The 19,421-nt window shown below is 73.4% G+C and carries 16 protein-coding genes; 4 read left to right on the top strand and 12 right to left on the bottom strand.

Annotation, left to right across the window (positions count from 1 at the left end; all coding sequences use genetic code 11):
* Positions 1 to 71 precede the first annotated feature (71 nt).
* The 4 genes from dnaG to ACIO5E_RS00810 form a co-directional block, all read right to left on the bottom strand.
* Complete coding sequence (gene dnaG / locus ACIO5E_RS00825) at positions 72 to 1,976, bottom strand: DNA primase (RefSeq protein WP_400661918.1); 1,905 nt, start codon at positions 1,974 to 1,976, stop codon at positions 72 to 74.
* 99 nt (positions 1,977 to 2,075) lie between these two features.
* A complete protein-coding gene (locus ACIO5E_RS00820; RefSeq protein ID WP_400661915.1) occupies positions 2,076 to 3,389 on the bottom strand; it encodes a deoxyguanosinetriphosphate triphosphohydrolase in 1,314 nt (437 codons plus the stop codon).
* Between the two features lie 139 nt (positions 3,390 to 3,528).
* Positions 3,529 to 4,524, bottom strand: coding sequence for an SGNH/GDSL hydrolase family protein (locus ACIO5E_RS00815; RefSeq protein WP_400661913.1), 996 nt, complete (start codon positions 4,522 to 4,524; stop codon positions 3,529 to 3,531).
* Between the two features lie 157 nt (positions 4,525 to 4,681).
* Positions 4,682 to 5,626, bottom strand: a complete 945-nt coding sequence (locus ACIO5E_RS00810; protein WP_280676924.1) for a PAC2 family protein — start codon at positions 5,624 to 5,626, stop codon at positions 4,682 to 4,684.
* Between the two features lie 646 nt (positions 5,627 to 6,272).
* Between ACIO5E_RS00810 and ACIO5E_RS00805 the strand changes: the two genes are divergently transcribed.
* On the top strand, positions 6,273 to 7,001 hold the full coding sequence (locus ACIO5E_RS00805; protein WP_400661910.1) for a GNAT family N-acetyltransferase: 729 nt from the start codon (positions 6,273 to 6,275) through the stop codon (positions 6,999 to 7,001).
* Here the strand turns inward: ACIO5E_RS00805 and ACIO5E_RS00800 are convergent.
* Entirely contained in the window at positions 6,991 to 8,256 is a 1,266-nt protein-coding gene (locus ACIO5E_RS00800) for an ADP-ribosylglycohydrolase family protein (RefSeq protein WP_400661907.1), read from the bottom strand. The two genes, ACIO5E_RS00805 and ACIO5E_RS00800, sit on opposite strands and share 11 nt — an antisense overlap.
* A gap of 111 nt (positions 8,257 to 8,367) precedes the next feature.
* Here ACIO5E_RS00800 and ACIO5E_RS00795 point away from each other — a divergent pair, with 111 nt between their 5' ends.
* The gene (locus ACIO5E_RS00795; protein ID WP_400661904.1) at positions 8,368 to 9,363 is read left to right on the top strand and encodes a hypothetical protein; all 996 of its coding nucleotides are present in this window, start codon (positions 8,368 to 8,370) and stop codon (positions 9,361 to 9,363) included.
* Between the two features lie 25 nt (positions 9,364 to 9,388).
* Here ACIO5E_RS00795 and ACIO5E_RS00790 read toward each other — a convergent pair whose 3' ends face one another.
* From ACIO5E_RS00790 to ACIO5E_RS00765, 6 genes are all read right to left on the bottom strand, one after another.
* Positions 9,389 to 9,904 carry a ribonuclease gene (locus tag ACIO5E_RS00790; protein WP_400661901.1) on the bottom strand — a complete coding sequence of 172 codons (516 nt, stop codon included), beginning with the start codon at positions 9,902 to 9,904 and terminating at the stop codon, positions 9,389 to 9,391.
* A gap of 233 nt (positions 9,905 to 10,137) precedes the next feature.
* Complete coding sequence (gene ppdK, locus ACIO5E_RS00785; protein ID WP_400661899.1) at positions 10,138 to 12,846, bottom strand: pyruvate, phosphate dikinase; 2,709 nt, start codon at positions 12,844 to 12,846, stop codon at positions 10,138 to 10,140.
* A gap of 563 nt (positions 12,847 to 13,409) precedes the next feature.
* Complete coding sequence (dusB, locus tag ACIO5E_RS00780) at positions 13,410 to 14,579, bottom strand: tRNA dihydrouridine synthase DusB (RefSeq protein ID WP_400661896.1); 1,170 nt, start codon at positions 14,577 to 14,579, stop codon at positions 13,410 to 13,412.
* A gap of 102 nt (positions 14,580 to 14,681) precedes the next feature.
* Positions 14,682 to 15,470: a DUF4097 family beta strand repeat-containing protein gene (locus ACIO5E_RS00775; RefSeq protein ID WP_400661894.1), complete on the bottom strand. Its 789-nt coding sequence runs from the start codon at positions 15,468 to 15,470 to the stop codon at positions 14,682 to 14,684.
* 2 nt (positions 15,471 to 15,472) lie between these two features.
* Entirely contained in the window at positions 15,473 to 16,117 is a 645-nt protein-coding gene (locus ACIO5E_RS00770) for a response regulator transcription factor (protein ID WP_280676939.1), read from the bottom strand.
* Positions 16,105 to 17,331, bottom strand: a complete 1,227-nt coding sequence (locus ACIO5E_RS00765) for a histidine kinase (protein ID WP_400661891.1) — start codon at positions 17,329 to 17,331, stop codon at positions 16,105 to 16,107. Before ACIO5E_RS00765 ends, ACIO5E_RS00770 begins: the two co-directional genes overlap by 13 nt.
* 135 nt (positions 17,332 to 17,466) lie before the next feature.
* Here ACIO5E_RS00765 and ACIO5E_RS00760 point away from each other — a divergent pair, with 135 nt between their 5' ends.
* On the top strand, positions 17,467 to 18,042 hold the full coding sequence (locus ACIO5E_RS00760; RefSeq protein ID WP_400661888.1) for a hypothetical protein: 576 nt from the start codon (positions 17,467 to 17,469) through the stop codon (positions 18,040 to 18,042).
* The gene (locus ACIO5E_RS00755) at positions 18,039 to 18,452 is read left to right on the top strand and encodes a hypothetical protein (RefSeq protein ID WP_400661886.1); all 414 of its coding nucleotides are present in this window, start codon (positions 18,039 to 18,041) and stop codon (positions 18,450 to 18,452) included. Before ACIO5E_RS00760 ends, ACIO5E_RS00755 begins: the two co-directional genes overlap by 4 nt.
* Positions 18,453 to 18,481: 29 nt before the next feature.
* Here ACIO5E_RS00755 and ACIO5E_RS00750 read toward each other — a convergent pair whose 3' ends face one another.
* Positions 18,482 to 19,345, bottom strand: coding sequence for a helix-turn-helix transcriptional regulator (locus tag ACIO5E_RS00750; protein ID WP_400661883.1), 864 nt, complete (start codon positions 19,343 to 19,345; stop codon positions 18,482 to 18,484).
* Positions 19,346 to 19,421: the final 76 nt, after the last annotated feature.

The raw sequence follows: 19,421 nt of genomic DNA, 5'->3' as shown, positions 1-19,421 counted from the left end.
GGCCGAGACTCGTGCGCGGACTTTCTCCGCTGTTCCTGCCGGGCCGCTCGTTCCCGCCGGCCCGCCCGCGCCTACAGGGCCGCGGCGCCCCGGCTGCGGAGCTGCTGGCCGTACTGCTGGAGCTGCCACAGCTCGGTCTGCACCGCGTGCAACTGCTCGGCGTCGGCCCGGTGGCCGAGCCGCTGCAGGTAGCCGCGCACCTCGGCGATCCGCCGGTCCACCGCCAGCAGGCGCAGCTTGACCAGGAACTCCCCCGCGTAGATCGCGTCCACCTTCCGGCGCGAGCGCACCGGCTCGACGGTCAGCTCGGTCACCAGCGAACGCACCTGGTCGTCCGGGGCCGCCTCGCGCACCGCGCTGGTGAAGTCCGGCAGCGTCGCCCCGTACGCGGCGCCGCCGGCCTTGGCGACGGCCTGCCGGACGGCGGTGTAGGGCAGGGTGGGGAACTCGTCGTCGCCGTAGTGGTCGAAGGCCGGGCTGACCAGGTCCGGGTGCTGGAGCGCCAGTTTGAGCAGCTCCCGCTCGACGAACTGGGCCGGGTCGCGCGGGTTGAGCCGGAAGGCGGGCTGGGCCGGTCGCACCGGCGCGGGCTCGGGGCGGCGGCCGCGGTCGGCGCCCCTGGGGTTCTGCTGGCGCTCGCGGTCCCAGCGGGCCAGCTGGGAGACCCGGCGGACGACGAAGGGCTCGTCCAGGATGCCGAGCATGCCGGCCAGGCGGACGGCGTACTCGTGCTGGATCGAGCGGTCCTTGATCTTGGCGACGATCGGGGCCGCCTCCTCCAGCGCCGCCGACCGCCCCTCCGGGGTGTCCACCCGGTGCCGGGCCACCACCGAGGTCAGCGCGAACTCGAACAGCGGGACGGGGTTGTCGATCAGCTGCTTGACCGCCTCGTCGCCCTGGGCCAGGCGCAGCTCGCACGGGTCCATGCCGCCCGGGCTGACCGCGATGGAGGTCTTGGCGGCGAACTTCTGGTCGTCCTCGAAGGCCCGCAGGGCGGCCTTCTGGCCGGCCGCGTCGCCGTCGAAGGTGAAGACCGTCTCGCCGCGGTACTGCGAGGTGTCCATCAGCAGCCGGCGGATGATCTTGATGTGGTCCTCGGCGAAGGCCGTGCCGCAGGTGGCCACCGCCGAGGTGACCCCGGCCAGGTGGCAGGCCATCACATCGGTGTAGCCCTCGACCACCACCGCGCGGCCCGACTTGGCGATCTCCTTCTTCGCCAGGTCGATGCCGTACAGCACGTGCGACTTCTTGTAGATCGGCGTCTCGGGCGTGTTCAGGTACTTCGGGCCGTTGTCGTCCTCGCGCAGGCGGCGGGCCCCGAAGCCGACCACCTCGCCCGCGATGTCCCGGATCGGCCAGACCAGCCGGCCCCGGAAGCGGTCGATCAGACCGCCGCGCTGGCCCTGCGAGGCCAGGCCGCCGAGCAGGATCTCCTTGTCGGAGAAGCCCTTGCCGCGCAGGTAGCGGACCAGGTGCTCCCAGCCCACCGGCGCGTAGCCGACGCCGAAGGTCCGGGCGGCCTCCTCGTCGAAGCCGCGCTCGGCCAGGAAGCGGCGGCCGATCTCGGCCTCCGGCCCGGCCAGCTGCTCCTGGTAGTAGGCGGCGGCGACCTTGTGCGCCTCGACCAGGCGGGTCCGCTCGCCCTGCTGGTGGCGGGGGTTGTAGCCGCCCTCCTCGTAGCGCAGGGTGATGCCGGCCTGGGCGGCCATCCGCTCGACGGCCTCGGCGAAGGTGAAGTGCTCGATCTTCATCAGGAAGGCGATGGTGTCGCCGTTCTCCTGGCAGCCGAAGCAGTGGAAGACGCCCTTGGCGGGGTTCACGTAGAAGGAGGCGGACTTCTCGTCGTGGAAGGGGCAGACGCCCTTGTACTCGCCGCCGCCACCGTTGGTCAGCTGAACGTAGTCGCCGACCACCGCGTCGATCGGCAGTGCGCTGCGCACCGCCTGTACGTCTTCGTCCCTGATCCGCCCGGCCACCCCGGAAGTCTACTGGGGTGGCCGGGGTTTCCGGCCGGCCGGTCGCGGCGAGCCAGCGGCGGACCCGGGGCGGACCGGCCGCGCAGCGGACCGGCCGGGTCAGGTCCAGGCGGCGCCGACGAGCCGGGCGTGCAGGGCGAGTGCGGAGGCGTCGGTGAGGGTGGCGATCTGGTCGATGACCGCCCGCAGGGCGGCGCGGTCGTCCTCGGCCTCGCGGTAGAGCGCGGCGAACACCGGGTCCAGGCCCTCGGGGGCGCGCTGGGCGAGCACGTACGCCAGCTCGGCGATCACGATCCGCTGGCGGGCCCGCAGCTGGGCCTGCTCGTCGCGCTGCATCACGAAGCGGACGGCGACCGCCTTGAGTACCGCGCACTCCAGCCGGACACCGCGCGGCACCACCAGCTCGGCCGTGTACCGGGTGAGTCGGCCGGGGCCGTAGCGGGCCCGGGTGGCCTGCTCGGCGGCCAGGCAGAAGCGGCCGATCAGCTGGCTGGTGAGGTCCTTCAGCCCGGCCCGGGCGCGGGCCGTGCCGTCGTACTCGCGGGGCCACCAGTCCTGGCCGAGCAGCCGGTCGAGGGCGGCGGCCAGCTCCGCCGGCTCGGCGTCCGGGGCGTAGCGCTCGGCGACCTTGAAGAGCTCGGCCCGCTCGCTCGGCGCGCGCAGCGCGGCCGGGTCGATGTGGCCGGCCTGGAGGCCGTCCTCGACGTCATGGGTGGAGTAGGCGACGTCGTCGGACCAGTCCATGACGGTGGCCTCGAAGCACTTGCGCCCGGCCGGGGAACCGGCCCGCAGCCAGCGGAACACCGGCAGGTCGTCGGCGTAGACGCCGTACTTGGGCGAGGTCGGGTCGACCGGGTGCGCGCCGCGGGTCCACGGGTACTTGGTGGCGGCGTCGAGGGCGGCGCGGGTCAGGTTGAGGCCGACGCTGCGGCCGGGCCAGGGGGCCAGCCGGGCGGCGGGCTGCTCGCCCGGCGGGGCGAAGCGCTTGGGTTCGAGCCGGGTGAGGATGCGCAGCGACTGCGCGTTGCCCTCGAAGCCGCCGCAGGCCTCGGCGGCCTGGTCGAGCGCCTCCTCGCCGGTGTGGCCGAACGGCGGGTGGCCGATGTCGTGGGCCAGACAGCCGGCCTCGACGAGGTCCGGGTCGCAGCCCAGGGCCGCTCCCAACTCCCGCCCGACCTGAGCGCATTCGAGGGAGTGGGTGAGCCGGGTGCGGGGGAAGTCGTTGCGCATCGGGGCGACCACCTGGGTGATGCCGGCCAGCCGCCGCAGCGCCGCCGAATGCAGCACCCGGGCGCGGTCGCGCTGGAAGGCCGTACGGCCGGGGCGCTTGTCCGGTTCGGGGACCCAGCGGGCCTCGTCGGTGCGGTCGTACGGGAACGGGGTGGCGGCGAGGCGGTTCGCGGTGTCATCCATATGCTCCTCACCGTACGCCGCGCCCCCGACACCCGGGGTGAGCCGCGCGCGAAGGGGCGCGGGCCGGGGCGTGAATCCTGCGGTACGCGCTGGTGTCCGCCCCGGCCTGCCGCCTTCGCCCTCGGCCTCGCCCTCGGGCTCAGCCGCGGACGGCCTTCAGGACGGCGGCGGCCACCGCCTCCTGCCCCTTGGCGTTGGGGTGGATCGCCGCCAGACCCGGGGCCGGGAACGGCGGCTCGACCCAGCGGGTGGCCTCGCCCGCGCACATGTCGTGCCCGGCCGAGGGGGTGGCCGCGTCCACGAACACCGCGCCGGCGCCCTCCGCGCGCTTCTTCAACATGCCGTTGAGCTGCTGCTCCTTCTCCGAGAGGAAGCCCAGGTCTCCCCCGGCGACCGTCTTTCCCAGCACCTGCCGGCAGGTCTCCGGGTCGGACGGCAGCAGCGTCGGGTACCCGACCACGTACACCCGGGCCTGCGGGGAGCGGTGCTTGATGTCCTGCAGGATCCGGCCGAGCTGCTCACCGGCCGCGTCGACCTTGCGCTGCACCTGGTCGGTGCCGCCGGAGGCGTAGTGCTCGCGGCAGGGCGAGGCCGCGCGCGTGGCGCCGACCATGCCCTTCACCGCGTCCACCAGGTTCTCCTTGGCGCACTCCTTGACGACCTCCATGAAGCCCGCGTCGTTGCCGCCGATGCCGACCGTCACCAGCCGGGTGGCCGGGGTCAGCGCGTCCAGCTGGGGCGGGTTGGTGCCGTGGTCGGTCTCCTGGGCGCCGGTGAGGTCCCCGGTGCGGGCGCCACTGCAGCTGACGTCCTGGAACTTGTCGGCCGCCAGCCCGAGCCCCTTCGCCACCAGGGACGGGTAGCTGGCCCCCGAGCGGGAGCAGCCCCTCGGCTCGCCCACCTGCGGGGCGATCTTCAGGCCGGCGGTGTACGAGTCGCCGAGGGCCACGTACGGGCCGGTGGGCGGCGGGGTGGGCTTCGGGCTCTTGGCGGGCAGCGCGCCCGCGAAGCCCGAACCGCCGTCCGCCCCTCCCGCACCGGTGCACCCGGCGAGCAGGAGTGCGGCCAGCCCGGCCGTCAGGGCGGCGGTCGGGCGCATGGTCCTGGACATGGTCGCGCGCGTGGTCGTGCGCATGGCATCCCCCCGGGGATAGGCGTCGCGGACAGCTCCTACGGCGGCGCGTCCCCCGACGCCGCAAGAACCAACGAACGGCGCCACCGAATGACTCCCGCGACTCCCGGCCGCTGATGACGGACCGGGCTGATCCGGCCCCGCCGGGCCTGCTCCGGGCCTACTCCGCGCCGCGCTCGTGCTCGGCCAGGAACTGTTCGAAGCGCCGCCCCAGCTCGTCCGCCGACGGCAGGTCCACCGGCTCGGCCAGCAGGCTCTCCCGGCCCTCCGCGCCCGCCACCGCGTCGTACTGGCCCTCCATGCCGCGGATGGCCGAGCGCAACTCGCCGTCCCCGTGCGCCAGCTGCTCCTCGATGTCGGCGTACACCTCGCCGACCCGCTCGCGCAGCCGGTTGCCGGGCAGCACCAGGCCGGTGGCGGACTGCACCGCCTCCAGGATCAGCACGGCGGCGGCCGGGTAGGCCGAGCGCGCCACGTAGTGCGGGACGTGCACGGCGAAGCCCAGCACGTCGTGCCCGGCCTCGGCCAGGCGGTACTCCAGCAGCGCCTGGGCACTGCCCGGGACCTGCGCCTGCTCGAACCACTGCGGGTAGCCGGCCGCCAGGTCCAGCCGGTTGCCGTGCGGGGTCAGACCGACCGGGCGGGTGTGCGGCACGCCCATCGGGATGCCGTGGAAGTCCACCGACAGCCGGACCTCGAAGCGCTCCACCAGCTCGCGGACGGCGCCGGCGAAGCGCTCCCACTCGACGTCCGGCTCGGGGCCGGTGAGCAGCAGGAACGGCGCGCCCGCGGAGTCGCGGACGAGCTGGAGCAGGATCTCCGGCGGCTCGTAGGACGTCCACTGGTCGCGGTCGAAGACCATCGCGGGGCGGCGCGCCCGGTAGTCGACCAGGCGGTCGTGGTCGAAGCGGGCCACCACCTGCGGCGAGCCCGTCTCCAGGAGGTGGGCCACCACCTGGCCGCCGGCCTCGCCGGCGTCCATGAAGCCCTCGAAGTGCTGGAGCAGCACGAGGCCCGCACCGGTGTCGCGCAGCTCCACGTTGGCCGCCGCCACCGCGGCCACGCCCTGCTGATCCAGCTCGTACAGCGCCTGGAAGTCACGCACCGCGCACCCAACCCCGTTCTCTACTCGTCACGACGTACCGGCTTCTCGTCCTCTCCAGCGTGCCGGGCACCGCCGGAATTCCCGCCCGCCCGGGAAGGCGCGCCCGGCGGCCTCCGCCGACCGCTCCGGATCATGATCGCACCCGGGGGGAAAGCCCCTGGTCACGGGTGTTCAACGGCCCGGCCGGGGGCGTGCGGTGGAGGCCCGCACCGCCATTCGCGTGCCGCGAAGTGACGCACCGCCTTCTGGCGGGTATCGTCCTCTCGCTGCCTCGCATCGTCGCGTCGTCGTCACGTCGTCCGTAACGCCGTCGACCACGTCCCGGACCGGTGTTCGGCCAGCCACCCACGACGCATCTTGCCTTCACCTGGCCGCCTGCTTCCCTTCGCGCTCTCGTTTCCTCCTCGGCCATTTCGCGGACGCACACTGTCCCCTCGCTCATCCCGCCGGACCGGTCCGAGGATCCGTGTCCGTTCCGGCACCGCGCCGCCCGCTCCGGGCCGCCGCCCCCGCCCCGCCCGACCGGTCCTCCGGCGTGCACGGGTACCCGGCGGGCGGACTCCGGACCGGGGCGAACGTCCAGCGCAGCCCGAGCCGCACCCCGGCACGGGAGGCACCCTCCGACCGATGAAGGACCGAAGGTTCCGTGCCCGTACCTGTCATCCTCACCGGCCGCACCGTGCGGCTGGAGCCCCTCGCCGCGCACCATGCCGAGGCCATCGCCAAGGCCGGCGCCGAGGACCGTACGACCTACGCCTTCACGCCCGTCCCGCACGGCCTGGAGGCGGCCCGCGACTACATCGCGCGTGCCCTCGCCGACCAGGCCGCGGGACGGTCACTGCCGTTCGCGACGGTGAACCTCGCCGACGGCCGGGTGGTCGGCTCCACCCGGTTCCTGGAACTCGACTACTGGCAGGGCCCGGTGGTCTGGCCACCGGTGCCCGGGGTGCCGGTCGGCGACCCGGCCACGGCCGTCCCGGACGCCGCCGAGATCGGCAACAGCTGGCTCTCGCCGCGCGCCCAGGGCACCGGCATCAACACCGAGGCCAAGCTGCTGATGCTGCGCCACGCCTTCGAGGAGTGGGGGGTGCAGCGGATCTCGCTGCGCGCCGACGCCCGCAACCAGCGCTCGTGCACCGCCATCGAGCGGCTCGGCGCCACCTCCGAGGGCGTCCGCCGGGCCCACTCGCGCGGGCTCGACGGCGTGGTGCGCTCCACCGCGTTCTACTCGATCCTCGACTCCGAGTGGCCCGCGGTGCGCGACATCATCGAGCTGCGGATCGCCGCCGCCACCTCGCCCAGCGCCCCGGATCCGGAGATCAACCAGGAGTGCCTTAGACACGGCGGCGGTCCCGGGCACCTGATCACGGCCTGAGCGGCGCCCGTTCGCCGGTGGCGGCGGTCGCCAGGATCCAGGCGAGCAGCGCCGTGCCGTGCTGCTCGCCCGGCAGGGCCATCCAGCGGTTGCGGCTCGCCTCGACGACCGCCGAGACCGGGCGCCGGCCGCTGCGCGCCGAGGCGACGGCCACCTCCCAGACGGCGTGGCCGCTGCGGGAGTGGCAGATCCGGACGGCGCCCTCCCGGGTGTGGACGGACCACCGGTGGTCCAGCGCCGCCGGATCCGGGCCGGTCCGGATCCGCTGCCACTGCTCCTCCGTCCACATCACGTCCGGAACCGGGTGCGGGCGCGGGACCAGCATGTCGGCGCGGCCCCGGCCGCCGGTGACCGACCCGGGCTCCGGGAACGCCCAGGCCGGCAGCGACTCGCGGGCCGCCAGCCAGGCCGCCGGGATGCCCCGGGTACCGGTGTACGCGGCGACCACTCCCCCGGTGATCGCCGCGACGGTGTCCATGTCCCCGCCGGCCGCGACCGCCTCGCGGACGGCGGCCGGGTAGTCGGCCAGCCGGCGGGCGGCGCACCACAGGGCGTACGGGACGGTGTCGGCGGCGGACGTCCGGCTGCCGTTGCCGAGCACCCGTGCGGCCACCGACGGATCCGGCTCGGCGAGCAGGGCGGCCGCCTCGGCCAGAGCGTCGTGGACGGCGCCGCTCGGGGTGTAGTGCCGGACCTTGGTCAGGAAGCCGCTCGGCGTCATGGTCTCGGTCCGCGCCCGCACCGCGAACGCGGCGGCCACCGCGACCGCGATGGCGCCGTCCACCGCCTGCGGGTGGGTGTGCGTGATCACCGCCGTCTCGGCGGCCAGCCGGACGACCTCGTCCAGGTCCCCGGCGCACGCCGCCCCCAGCGGGGCCACCCGCATCGCGGCGCCGTTGCCGTACGAGCCCTGGCCGTCGAAGAGTTCGGCCGCCAGGACCCGGGCGTCGCCGCCCTCGCGGACCAGCCGCAGCAGGCGGTTGGCGGCCGGGCCGTAGCCCCGGTCGAAGTCGTGGCGCAGGGCGAACGCCTGGGTGAGGTCGACGGTGTCGATCGTGCCGCGTTCGGTGTGCGCCGCGTACACCGAGCAGGCCATCTCGGTGTCGTCGGTCCACGGCCAGGGGCCGGGCGGGTCGGTGCGGTCGGCGAAGTGGGCGGCGGCGGTGGCGGGGACGAAGAACTGGGCGCCGAAGGCGTCGCCGACGGAGAGGCCGTCGAGCGCGTCGAGCGCGGGGCTGGTGGGTGGAGTCGTCATATGGCCCCCAGCTGAACGGTTCGACCGACACTCCGTCAACGTCATTCCCGCGAGCGCCCCCGACGGGCGATGTTTCGCATACCCCCGATCCGGGCGGGCAGCACCCAGGGCATGACCCGCGCGAACCCTCTCGACCCCGTCGTGCTGCTCGGCGCCGACCAGCAGCACATCGTCACCCGGGCGCAGCTGCGCCGACTCGGGGTGCCGTCCGGCACCATCGCCCACCGGCTGCGCCCCGGCGGGCCCTGGCAGCAGGTGCTGCCCCGGGTGATCTGCCTGCAGACCGGGAGGCTGACCGCCCATCAGCGGCTGCGCGCCGCACTGGCGTACGCGAGCCCGAAGGGGCGGGCGCCGCAGGCCGGCGAGGTGCTGCTGACCGGGGACGCGGTGCTGGCCGACGCCGGACTGCCGAGCGCCGGGCACCCGGCGGACCTCGGCCGGGTCGATGTACTGATCCCCGGTCAACGCCGGGTCGGCGACCGCGAGTTCGTCCGGGTCCACCGGGCGGCCGGGCCGCTGCCGGGCGGCTTCGAGCGGGACGACGGGCTGTGGAGCACCACCGTCGCCCGGGCCCTGGCCGACCTCGCGCCGGGCGAGACCGGGCAGCGCCGGTTCCGGGCGCTGTGCGCGGAGGCCGTCCAGCGACGGCACTGCGAACTCGGCGAGCTGCTGGACCACTTGCTGGCCCGGCCGGGCGCGCTCGGGCTGCCGCAGGTGGCCCGGGTGGTGGAGGACCTCACCGCCGGGGTGCGGTCGGTGGTCGAGGGCGAGGCTCGCGAACTCCTGGCGCACGCGGGCCTGCCCGACCCGCTGTGGAACCCGGTGCTCTTCCTGGGCGGCCGCTTCCTCGCCGTCCCGGACGCCTACTGGCCGCACGCCTGCGTGGCGTTGGAGATCGACTCCCGCGCCTGGCACCTGCGCCCCGCCGACCACGAACGCGGCCTGGCCCGCGCCAACCGGCTGACCGCCGTCGGCCTCCCCGTGGTCCGCACCTCCCCGATCCAGCTCCGGCGCGACCCCACCCCGGTCCTCCACGAGCTGACCGCCCTCCTCACCACCGGCCCGCACGGCCCCCACCCCGGCATCACCTGGCGCCGGGCCCGTTGAGGACCCGGCGGGCGGGCGGCGGCGGTCAGCAGCGCGGGTCGATCTCCTGGAAGGTGGCGTAGTGGTCGGCCGACCAGTACTGCTCGCCGGAGTCGCCGGTGACGACGCGGCGGGTGCCGCGGTCGTTGGAGCCGGGGGTGACGACGGTGAACTCGTGGTAGTAGCCGCCGGATTTCTTCGGCAGGCGGCTCTCGCGGTTCTCGAAGACGATGCCGTCGCGGTTGTACGGGTAGGGGCCGCCCTTGGCGATCAGGCCGAGGGTGTCCTGGGCCTGGCTGGGGAGCTTGGTGCGGCAGACGTCGGCGAGCGCCGGGTCGGCGGGCACCCAGGTGCCGCTCGGGGCGGGGGTGCCGCCGGCCGGCGGGGACGGCTTGGGGGCCGAGGGCTTGGCGGCCGAGGCGCCCGCCGTGGTGGCGGTGGAGCTCGCGGCGGCCTTGGGGTGGCTGCTGCCGCCCTTGCCGGCGAGCAGGTACCCGATCCCGGCGACGAGGGCCAGGATCAGGACGGCCACGACGACGAGCGGGCTTTTGCGTCTGGTCATGCGCTCCAGCTTGGCAGGCCCGCACGCTCCGTCCGCCCAGCTACACACGTGGCCACCGCCACACCCGGCCGGGCGCAGACGTACGGCCGGGCGGGGACGGACGCCATTGTCCGTCCCCGCCCGGCCGTGTTACGTACGCCGGTTCTCCTGCGCCGAGCTCCGGTGTACGCCCTCCCGTCGGGAGGGAAGCGGTCAGTCCGGCCCGCGGCCGAGGAGGGGATGCCTACCCTCTCTCAGCGCGAGTCGCTGCCCGCCGTCTCGATGGCGGCGCGGCCTGCCTCCAGGCGCGCCACCGGGATCCGGAAGGGGGAGCAGGAGACGTAGTCCAGCCCCACCTCGTGGAAGAAGTGGACCGAGTCCGGGTCGCCGCCGTGCTCGCCGCAGACGCCGAGCTTGAGGTCGGGTCGGGTGGCCCGGCCGGCCTCGACGGCGTGCTTGACGAGCGCGCCGACACCGTCGCGGTCGATGGTCTCGAACGGGGAGACCCCGAAGATGCCCTTCTCCAGGTAGGCGGTGAAGAACGAGGCCTCCACGTCGTCCCGGGAGAAGCCCCAGACGGTCTGGGTGAGGTCGTTGGTGCCGAAGGAGAAGAACTCGGCGGCCTCGGCGATCTGGCCGGCGGTGACCGCGGCGCGCGGCAGCTCGATCATGGTGCCGAGCTTGATGTCCAGCTGCACGCCGGTGGACTGGGCGACCTCGGCGAGCACGCGCTCGCACTCGTCGCGGACCAGCTCCAGCTCCTGGACGGTGCCGACCAGCGGGATCATCACCTCGGGGCGCGGGTCGCCGCCGGCCAGCCTGCGCTCGGCGGCGGCCTCGGCGATGGCGCGGACCTGCATGCCGAACAGGCCGGGGATGACCAGGCCGAGGCGGACACCGCGCAGGCCGAGCATCGGGTTCTGCTCGTGCAGCTTGTGCACCGCCTGGAGCAGGCGCAGGTCGTTCTCGTTCGGGTCCTTGCGGGCCTCGGCGAGGGCGACGCGCACCGACAGCTCGGTGATGTCCGGCAGGAACTCGTGCAGCGGCGGGTCGAGCAGGCGGACGGTGACGGGCAGGCCGTCCATGGCCTGGAAGAGCTCCAGGAAGTCGCCCTTCTGCAGCGGCAGCAGGGTGGAGAGGGCGAGCTCGCGGTCCTTGTCGTTGTCCGCCAGGATCAGGTGCTCGACCTCCTTGCGCCGCTCCTCGCCGAGGAACATGTGCTCGGTGCGGCACAGGCCGATGCCCTGGGCGCCGTAGCGGCGGGCGCGCCCGCCGTCCTCGGCGTTGTCGGCGTTGGCGCGCACGGCGAGCCGGCGGCGGCCGTCGGCGTGCGACATCAGCCGGTGCACGGCCTGGACGAGCCCGCCCTGGACGTCGGCACCGGCGTGCAGGGTGCCTTCGAAGTACTCGACGACGGGGGACGGCAGGACGGGCACCTCACCGAGGTAGACCTTGCCGGTGGCGCCGTCGATGGAGACGACGTCCCCCTCCTCCAGCACCAGGCCGTCGGCGGTGGTCATCCGGCGGCGCTTGGTGTCGACCTCCAGCTCCTCGGCGCCGCAGACGCAGGTCTTGCCCATGCCGCGGGCGACGACGGCGGCGTGCGAGGTCTTGCCGCCGCGCGAGGTGAGGATGCCCTCGGCGGCGATCATGCCGTCCAGGTCGTCCGGGTTGGTCTCGCGGCGGACCAGGATGACCTTCTCGCCCGAGCGGGACCACTTGACGGCGGTGTAGGAGTCGAAAACGATCTTGCCGATGGCCGCGCCGGGCGAGGCGGCGAGGCCCCAGGCGATCTGCTTGGACTCGGCGTTCGGTGCGAAGCGCGGGAACATCAGCTGCGAGAGCTGGCCGCCGGTGACCCGCATGAGGGCCTCGTCCAGGTCGATCAGGCCCTGGTCGACCAGCTGGACGGCGATCCGGAAGGCCGCGGCGGCGGTGCGCTTGCCGACGCGGGTCTGCAGCATCCAGAGCTTGCCGCGCTCGATGGTGAACTCGATGTCGCAGAGGTCGCGGTAGTGGTTCTCGAGCGTGTGCATGATCGCCATCAGCTCGTCGTACGACTTCTTGTCGAGCTTCTCCAGCTCGGCCAGCGGCAGGGTGTTGCGGATGCCCGCGACGACGTCCTCGCCCTGGGCGTTGGACAGGTAGTCGCCGTACACGCCCTGCGCGCCGGTGGAGGGGTCACGGGTGAAGGCGACGCCGGTGCCGGAGTCCTCGCCGAGGTTGCCGAAGACCATGCTGCAGACGTTGACCGCGGTGCCGAGGTCGTTCGGGATGCGCTCCTGCCGGCGGTACAGGCGGGCGCGGTCACCGTTCCAGGAGTGGAAGACGGCGTGGATGGCGAGGTCCATCTGCTCGCGCGGGTCCTGCGGGAAGGCCCGGCCGGTCTCGCGCTCGACGATGCCCTTGAACACCTCGACGAGTTCCCGGAGGTCGGAAGCGTCCAGGTCCAGGTCGTTGACGGTGCCCTTGGCGTGCTTGGCCTCGTCCAGGGCCTCCTCGAACAGCTCGCCGTCGACGCCCAGCACGGTCTTGCCGAACATCTGGACCAGTCGGCGGTAGGAGTCCCAGGCGAAGCGCTCGTTCCCGGACTGGGCGACGAGGCCGACCACCGAGGCGTCGGAGAGGCCGATGTTGAGGACGGTGTCCATCATGCCGGGCATGGAGAACTTCGCGCCCGAGCGCACGGACACCAGCAGCGGGTTGTCGGCCTGGCCGAGCTTCTTGCCCATCTCCTGCTCGAGCGCGTCGAGGTGGGCGCCGATCTCCTGGTGGAGCGAGGCCGGCTCGCTGCCGGTCTCCAGGAAGACCTTGCAGGCCTCGGTGGTGATGGTGAACCCCGGAGGGACGGGGAGGCCAAGGTTGGTCATCTCGGCCAGGTTCGCGCCCTTGCCGCCGAGAAGGTCCTTGAGGTCCTTGTTTCCTTCAGTGAAGGAGTAAACAAACTTCTGCTGGGACGGCACGGGTCGGTCTCCTCGTACGCGGTTGCCCTGACGCCGGAGAACATACCCATTTCGAAGGTTCTTCTCTGCCCCGAATAGGCCGTACGAGGCCGGTACTCGGTGGTAACCCGCTAGATCGAATGCACATAAAGGCGTTCACCTCTGTTGGCGAAATCGTCCGGATGACGCTAGCCCGCGTTCAAGTCTTGAAGCAATGGACCCAGAAGATCGCATGATTCGGACGGACGGTAGCGGTCTCGGGTCGCCCGCGTTGCCCCGGCTTGATTTCCTGCACCCGGATCGACCGATCCCCGGCCGACCGGCTTCGGGAAGCGTTTCACAGCCGACCTGTCCACTTCGTCCACTGACCCACCGTCAGTCGCCATCGCATGTGGCAAGCGTCACCAGCGCATCCCATCGGTCGAACGTAGTCCGCCTCCGCCGATCGTCGCACTCCGTCCAGAAACGTGCCCGTTCCGTGACATCGGACCGCCAGAAAGGAGCCCTCCTGTCCAGATTGGACAAGAGGGCTGGGACCGAATGGCAGTGGGCCCGGGAGGGCCTATTTCGCCACTACGGACAGGTCATCCGCCAGAGGTGTCCGATTCGGCGTCAGCACCCGGTCGGGCGCAGTCGTACGGATCGTCCAACCAGCCCTCCGGCAGCACCACCCGGTTGTTGCCGGCGGTGCGCCCGCGCGGGCCGTCCGCGCCGGCCGGCCAGGCCTGGGACTGCTCCACCAGGGCGAGGGTTTCGGCCAGCTCGACCAGCGAGGAGGAGTTGGCGAGCTTCACCCGCAGCTCCGAGCCGACCGAGAAGCCCTTGGTGTACCAGGCGACGTGCTTGCGGAAGTCGATCACGCCGCGCGCCTCGTCGCCCAGCCACTCGCCGAGCAGCTGCGCGTGCCGCACCATCGCCCGCGCCACGTAGCCGAAGTCCGGGCGGGCGTAGTCGACCTCGCCCTCGAAGATCGAGACCAGGTCCTTGAACAGCCACGGCCGGCCCAGGCAGCCGCGCCCCACCACGACGCCGTCGCAGCCGGTCTCCCGCATCATCCGCACCGCGTCGTCCGCCGACCAGATGTCCCCGTTGCCCAGCACCGGGACGTGCGCCGGCACGGACTCGCGCAGCCGGGCGATCGCCGACCAGTCGGCCGTCCCGCCGTAGTGCTGGGCGGCGGTGCGCCCGTGCAGGGCGATCGCGGCCACGCCCTCCTCGGCGCCGATCCGGCCGGCGTCCAGGAAGGTGAGGTGGTCGTCGTCGATGCCCTTGCGCATCTTCATGGTGACCGGCAGGTCGCCCGCGTTGGCCACGGCCTCGCGCAGGATCTCGCGCAGCAGGTTGCGCTTGTACGGCAGCGCCGAGCCGCCGCCCTTGCGGGTCACCTTGGGGACGGGGCAGCCGAAGTTGAGGTCGATGTGGTCGGCCAGGCCCTCGTCCGCGATCATCCGGGCGGCCTTGCCGACGGTCACCGGGTCCACGCCGTACAGCTGGATCGAGCGCGGCTTCTCGCTCGGGTCGAACTTGATCAGCTGCATGGTCTTGGCGTTGCGCTCGACCAGCGCCCGGGTGGTGATCATCTCCGAGACGTACAAACCCTTGCCGCCGCTCTGCTCGCGGCAGAGCGTGCGGAACGGCGCGTTGGTGATGCCGGCCATCGGCGCCAGCACGACGGGCGGCCACACCTGGATCGGGCCGATGTCCAGCGGCGCGAACTCGGCGTCGGGCGCGGTGGGTGCGGGCGTGGCTGTCATGCGCGGCTGACCTCGGGGCAGGGGGATCGGGACTCTCCATTGTCCCCCACCCGGGTGAGCGCCGGTTCCTGTACCTGATCGGTTCCTGTGCCGGGTCGGTTCCTACGCCTGGTCGATCCGGATCGAGCCGGAGACGACCGAGGCGTGGATGCGGTTCGGGCTGGAGGCGTCCGCCAGGTTGGCGTCGATCGAGCGGCTGCCGCTGCCCGACTCGCCGGTGAAGGCGTAGTGGGTGTCCTTCGGCAGGCTCATCCGCACCGAGCCGGACGTGGTCCTGGTGTCCACCGAGTGCGGGGCCTTCGCGAAGTCCAGCTCCACCGAGCCCGAGCCGACCTCGGCGTTCACCCGCTCCGCGCTCAGGTCGATGCCCTGCACCATCCCGGAGGTGGCGTGCGCGTCGACCTCCCCGGAGGTGCCGATCAGCCGCAACTCGCCCGAGGTGAGGTCCATCCGGACGTCGCCGCTCAGGCCGTCCACCTCGACGAACCCGGAGCTCACGGCTCCCGAGACCTCGGTCGCGGCCGGCACCTCCAGCTCGATCTGGGCGCCGCAGCCGAAGTCGGCGAACGGCAGGATCTGCCGGCACCGCATGCCGACGGTCAGCACGTCGCCGTCGACAGTGGTCGACACCACCGGCTTGCGCACCATCCAGTCCAGGTTCTGCCGGACCACCACATGGCCCTCCCGGCCCGCCCTGACCCGTACCGAGGCGCTGCCGGTGTCCAGCTTGACCTTGTGGATCGAGACGTCGTACGGCTTGACCGAGGTCGTCCGCTGCTGCACCACCATCGCCCAGGTCTGCAGCCCGCCGCCGATCATGACGAGCACGATCGAGAGCGTCCCGGTGACCCGCCAGGCCTTCCGCTGCCACACCGCTGTGGGCTCGCCCATCGCTACCCGACCTCCAGGAACCGCAGCACCGCCAGCACCCGGCGGTGACTGTCCTCGGCCGGCGGAAGGTCGAGCTTGGTGAGGATCGAGTTGATGTGCTTGGCCACCGCGCTGTCGCTGACCACCAGCGCGGCCGCGATCGCGGCGTTGGAGCGGCCCTCCGCCATCAGGCCGAGCACGTCCCGCTCGCGCGGGGTCAGCTTCTCCAGCGGGTCCCGGTGGCGGCGCACCAGCAGCTGGGCCACCACCTCCGGGTCCAGCGCGGTGCCGCCCTCGGCGACCCGCTGCAGCGCGTCCACGAAGTCGTCCACGTTGGCCACCCGCTGCTTGAGCAGGTAGCCGACACCGCTGGTGTTGGTCGCCAGCAGGTCGGCGGCGTAGCGCTCCTCCACGAACTGGGAGAGCAGCAGGACGGCGACCTCCGGCCACTGCTGCCGGATCACCATCGCGGCCTTCACGCCCTCGTCGTGGAAGCCCGGAGGCATCCGGACGTCGGCGACCACCACGTTCGGGCGGTGCTCCTCGACGGCGGCCAGCAGTTCGGTGGCGTCCCCGACGGCGGCCGCGACCTCGAAGCCCACCGCCTCCAGGACCTTGACCAGGCCGACCCTCAGCAGGACCGAGTCCTCGGCGATCACAGCACGCACGGCAACTCCACGGTGATGGTGGTGGGCCCCCCGAGGGGGCTGAGAACGGACAGCGTGCCGTCGACCGAGGCGGCGCGCTTGCGCAGACCGGTGAGCCCGGTGCCGCGCGAGGGGTCCGCGCCGCCCACGCCGTCGTCGCTGATGACCAGGCGCAGCCGGCCGCCGGCCGTCCGCACCGAGAGGTCGACCCGCTTCGCGCGGGCGTGTTTGGCCACGTTGGTCAGGGCCTCGGAGACGGTGAAGTAGGCGACCGCCTCGACGGTCGGGGCGACCGTCTCGGTCAGGTCGACGTCCAGGCGCACCGGCAGCGGGGCGCGGGCGGCGATCCCGGACAGCGCCGCGTCCAGGCCGCGGTCCTCCAGGACGGCCGGGTGCAGGCCGCGGACCAGGTCGCGCAGCTCGTCGATGGCCTCCTGCGCCTCCTCGTGCGCCTCCACGATCACCTGCATGACCTCGGGCGGGACGTCCTTGAGGGTGCGCCGGGCCAGGCCGAGGTTCATCGCCAGGGAGGTGAGGCGCTGCTGGGCGCCGTCGTGCAGGTCGCGCTCGATCCGGCGGCGCTCGGCGTCCACCGCGTCGACCAGTCCGGCCCGGCTCTCGGCGATCTCCTCGACCCGCCGCTCCAGCGCCTCCGCCCGGTTGGGGCCGAGCAGCAGCGTCGCCGCCCGCACCTCCAGCCAGGCCGTCAGCGCCGCCAGCCAGGGCATCAGGGCCAGCAGCAGCACCCCGGCGACCGTGATCGCGGCGTTCAGCCCGGCCAGCTCCGAGCGCAGCGGGCTGCCGAAGGGCATCAGCCAGACCCAGCCGTACACACTGGCCATCACCAGGCCGGCGCCCCAGGCGTACAGCACGACCAGCGCGCCCGCCGCCAGCAGCGGGCCGGCCAGCAGGTGGTAGACGGTCTGGCGCCAGGTCAGGCCCAGCAGCAGCCGGCCCGGCAGCCAGGCCCAGGGCTCGCCGGGCCGCGGCGGCCGCACCTCCACCCCGTGCAGGGCGCGCAGCCGGCCGCGCTGCGCGGCGGTGAGCGGGCGGGTGCAGCACAGGACCAGGACGATCCCCGGGAAGAGCAGCTTGGACTCGATGACGGCCAGCCAGACCGGCAGGGCCATCGGGATGCCGGCGGCTATGAAACGGGTGTCCCGCCAGGCCTCGGGCGACCACGGGGGGCGCCGAAGGCTCCTGACGAGCGCTCGGCGCAACGTGGTGGAGGGCATGACCGACAGCGTAGGGCGCGATGATCAACGGCCACCATGAAGGGGGGCTCACAGTAGGGGTGTATCTAGGTACACCCCTGATTCGGAGTGGAGCACCACCGACAGCGGCCCGTGATCGGCGGAAAGCTTGACGGCATGACGAGCACCGCATCGCACTCCGCCATCCCGCCGCACCGGCGGCCCGTCCCCGGGAGCCACGGGGGTGTTCCCGGGGACGTGCTCCGCCGGGCGGCGGGGCCGGAGGGGACGCTGACGGTCGGGGCCGGGCCCTGGTCGGTCCGCAGCCTGGTCGCCCGTCGCGGCCGGGACGCGCTGGAGGTGTACCAGGACGGCGAGTTGGCCGATGTCCTGGTCGCCGCCCGGCTCACCCCGCAGCTGCTGCGCGGCGCTCGGCGCAGTCCGGCCGGCGGGCGGGCGTATCACGTGCTCGCCTGGGGCCGGCTGGCCGCCGACGGCAGCGCGCCCACGGTGGCGTTCACCGTCGGGCGGCTGGCCCGGCCGTTCCGGTCCGCGCTGTCGTTGCGGTCCGCGCACTCGACCGTCGCCGCCGAGGCGGTCACGGTCGCCGGGCGGTTCTGGCTCGCCTGGGCGGAAGGGCCGTACACCGGGGTGCTGGTCCGGCACCCCGGCGGGGACGCCACCGAGCGGCAGCCGCTGGAGCGGGTGCGGCGCCGGGAGCGGGCCGTGGCCGCGGCCGGAGGGGCGGCATGAGCACCGCCGTTGTCGCCGGGCGCCCGGCCGCCGTCCTCACCCTGCCCGCGCTGCCCGCGCTGCCCGCGCTGCCCGCCCGCTTCGAGCGGGTGCCGGCGGTGGCCGCCGTCGCGCTGCTGCCCTGGCTCGCGATCCTCGCCGCCTGCCACGAGACGCCGTGGGTGGTGCTCGACCTGCTGGAGTTCGCCGCGCTGGTCTCGCTGGACGCGCTGCTGCGCCGGCGCAGCGCCGCCGCCTTCTGGGCGGGCGGGGCGGTGGCCCTGCTGCTCGCCGGGGACGCACTGGCCGACATCGCCTGCGCCGGCCCGGGCCACGCGGTGATCGCCGCCCTGGTGATGGCGCTCTGCGTCGAACTGCCGCTCGCGACGGTGTGCCTGCTGCTCGGCCGCGCCGCCCTCGTCCGCCGCTAGCCGCCCTGGTCCGCCGCCAGGAGCAGCCGTTACGGGCAGCTGGGCAGGCGATTCATCAGCTCGCGGGTCCGCTCGTCGAGCGGGGTGTACGTGATCATCCGCGTCCCGAGCCGGGGGCCGAGCCAGAAGTTGGTGTACTCGCAGTGCAGCAGCCCGACGCCCGGCACCTGGAAGCGCTTGATCCCGTTGCCCGGGCGCATCACGTCGTGCCGCTGCCAGACCTCCGCGAAGTCCGGTGAGGCCTTGAGCAGCCGGGCCAGCAGCGCCTTCCAGGCGGGCTCCGCGCCGTGGTCGGCCATCGAGGCGCGGAACCGGGCCACCATGCCGAGGCGTTCGGTCCGGTAGTCGATCAGCACCTCGCGGAAGCGTGAGGGGGTGAACGCCAGCCACATCAAGTTGCGGTCCTCCGGCGGCAGTTCGTTGAGATCGCCGACGATCGCGGTGTACTGGGCGTTGTACGCGAGCACGTCGTAGCGGGAGTTGACCGCCGCGGCCGGGTACGGCGCCATCTGATCCAGCACCAGTCGCACGCTCGGGGTGACCGAGGGGCACTCCTTCACCGGCGCCGGATCCTCCGCGCCGGCCAGGGTGAACAGGTGCGAGCGCTCGCTCGGGTCCAGCAGCAGGGCGCGGGAGACCGCGTCCAGCACCTGGGTGGACACCTGGATGTCCCGCCCCTGCTCCAACCACGTGTACCAGGTCACCCCGACGGCGGCGAGCTGCGCGACCTCCTCGCGGCGCAGCCCCGGCGTGCGGCGGCGGCCGGTCAACGGCAGGCCCACCTGGTCGGGAGCGATCCGTTCGCGGCGGCTGCGCAGGAAGGCCGCCAGGTCGTGCCGGCGGGCGTCGTCGGGGGTGGTGCGGGCTTGCGCGGCCGGGGTGGTGAGGCTCATGGTTCCTAGGATGCGTCAGGCGGCATCCCGTTGCCAGGTACTTCTTATACCCGGATAACCACACTCTGGTACCAGG

This window comes from Kitasatospora sp. NPDC087314, assembly GCF_044744365.1.
Classification (GTDB): Bacteria; Actinomycetota; Actinomycetes; order Streptomycetales; family Streptomycetaceae; genus Kitasatospora.
Note: the sequence above shows the minus strand (reverse complement) of the source record. Positions and strands in the feature narration are given on the sequence as shown.

Excerpts from the sequence above, each read along its gene's own strand:
- ACIO5E_RS00820 (WP_400661915.1), bottom strand. The coding sequence starts at position 3,389 with ATGGATGACACCGCGAACCGCCTCGCCGCCACCCCGTTCCCGTACGAC.
- ACIO5E_RS00815 (WP_400661913.1), bottom strand. The coding sequence starts at position 4,524 with ATGCGCACGACCACGCGCGCGACCATGTCCAGGACCATGCGCCCGACC.
- ACIO5E_RS00800 (WP_400661907.1), bottom strand. The coding sequence starts at position 8,256 with ATGACGACTCCACCCACCAGCCCCGCGCTCGACGCGCTCGACGGCCTC.
- ACIO5E_RS00795 (WP_400661904.1), top strand. The coding sequence starts at position 8,368 with ATGACCCGCGCGAACCCTCTCGACCCCGTCGTGCTGCTCGGCGCCGAC.
- ACIO5E_RS00790 (WP_400661901.1), bottom strand. The coding sequence starts at position 9,904 with ATGACCAGACGCAAAAGCCCGCTCGTCGTCGTGGCCGTCCTGATCCTG.
- dusB (WP_400661896.1), bottom strand. The coding sequence starts at position 14,579 with ATGACAGCCACGCCCGCACCCACCGCGCCCGACGCCGAGTTCGCGCCG.
- ACIO5E_RS00775 (WP_400661894.1), bottom strand. The coding sequence starts at position 15,470 with ATGGGCGAGCCCACAGCGGTGTGGCAGCGGAAGGCCTGGCGGGTCACC.
- ACIO5E_RS00765 (WP_400661891.1), bottom strand. The coding sequence starts at position 17,331 with ATGCCCTCCACCACGTTGCGCCGAGCGCTCGTCAGGAGCCTTCGGCGC.
- ACIO5E_RS00760 (WP_400661888.1), top strand. The coding sequence starts at position 17,467 with ATGACGAGCACCGCATCGCACTCCGCCATCCCGCCGCACCGGCGGCCC.
- ACIO5E_RS00755 (WP_400661886.1), top strand. The coding sequence starts at position 18,039 with ATGAGCACCGCCGTTGTCGCCGGGCGCCCGGCCGCCGTCCTCACCCTG.
- ACIO5E_RS00750 (WP_400661883.1), bottom strand. The coding sequence starts at position 19,345 with ATGAGCCTCACCACCCCGGCCGCGCAAGCCCGCACCACCCCCGACGAC.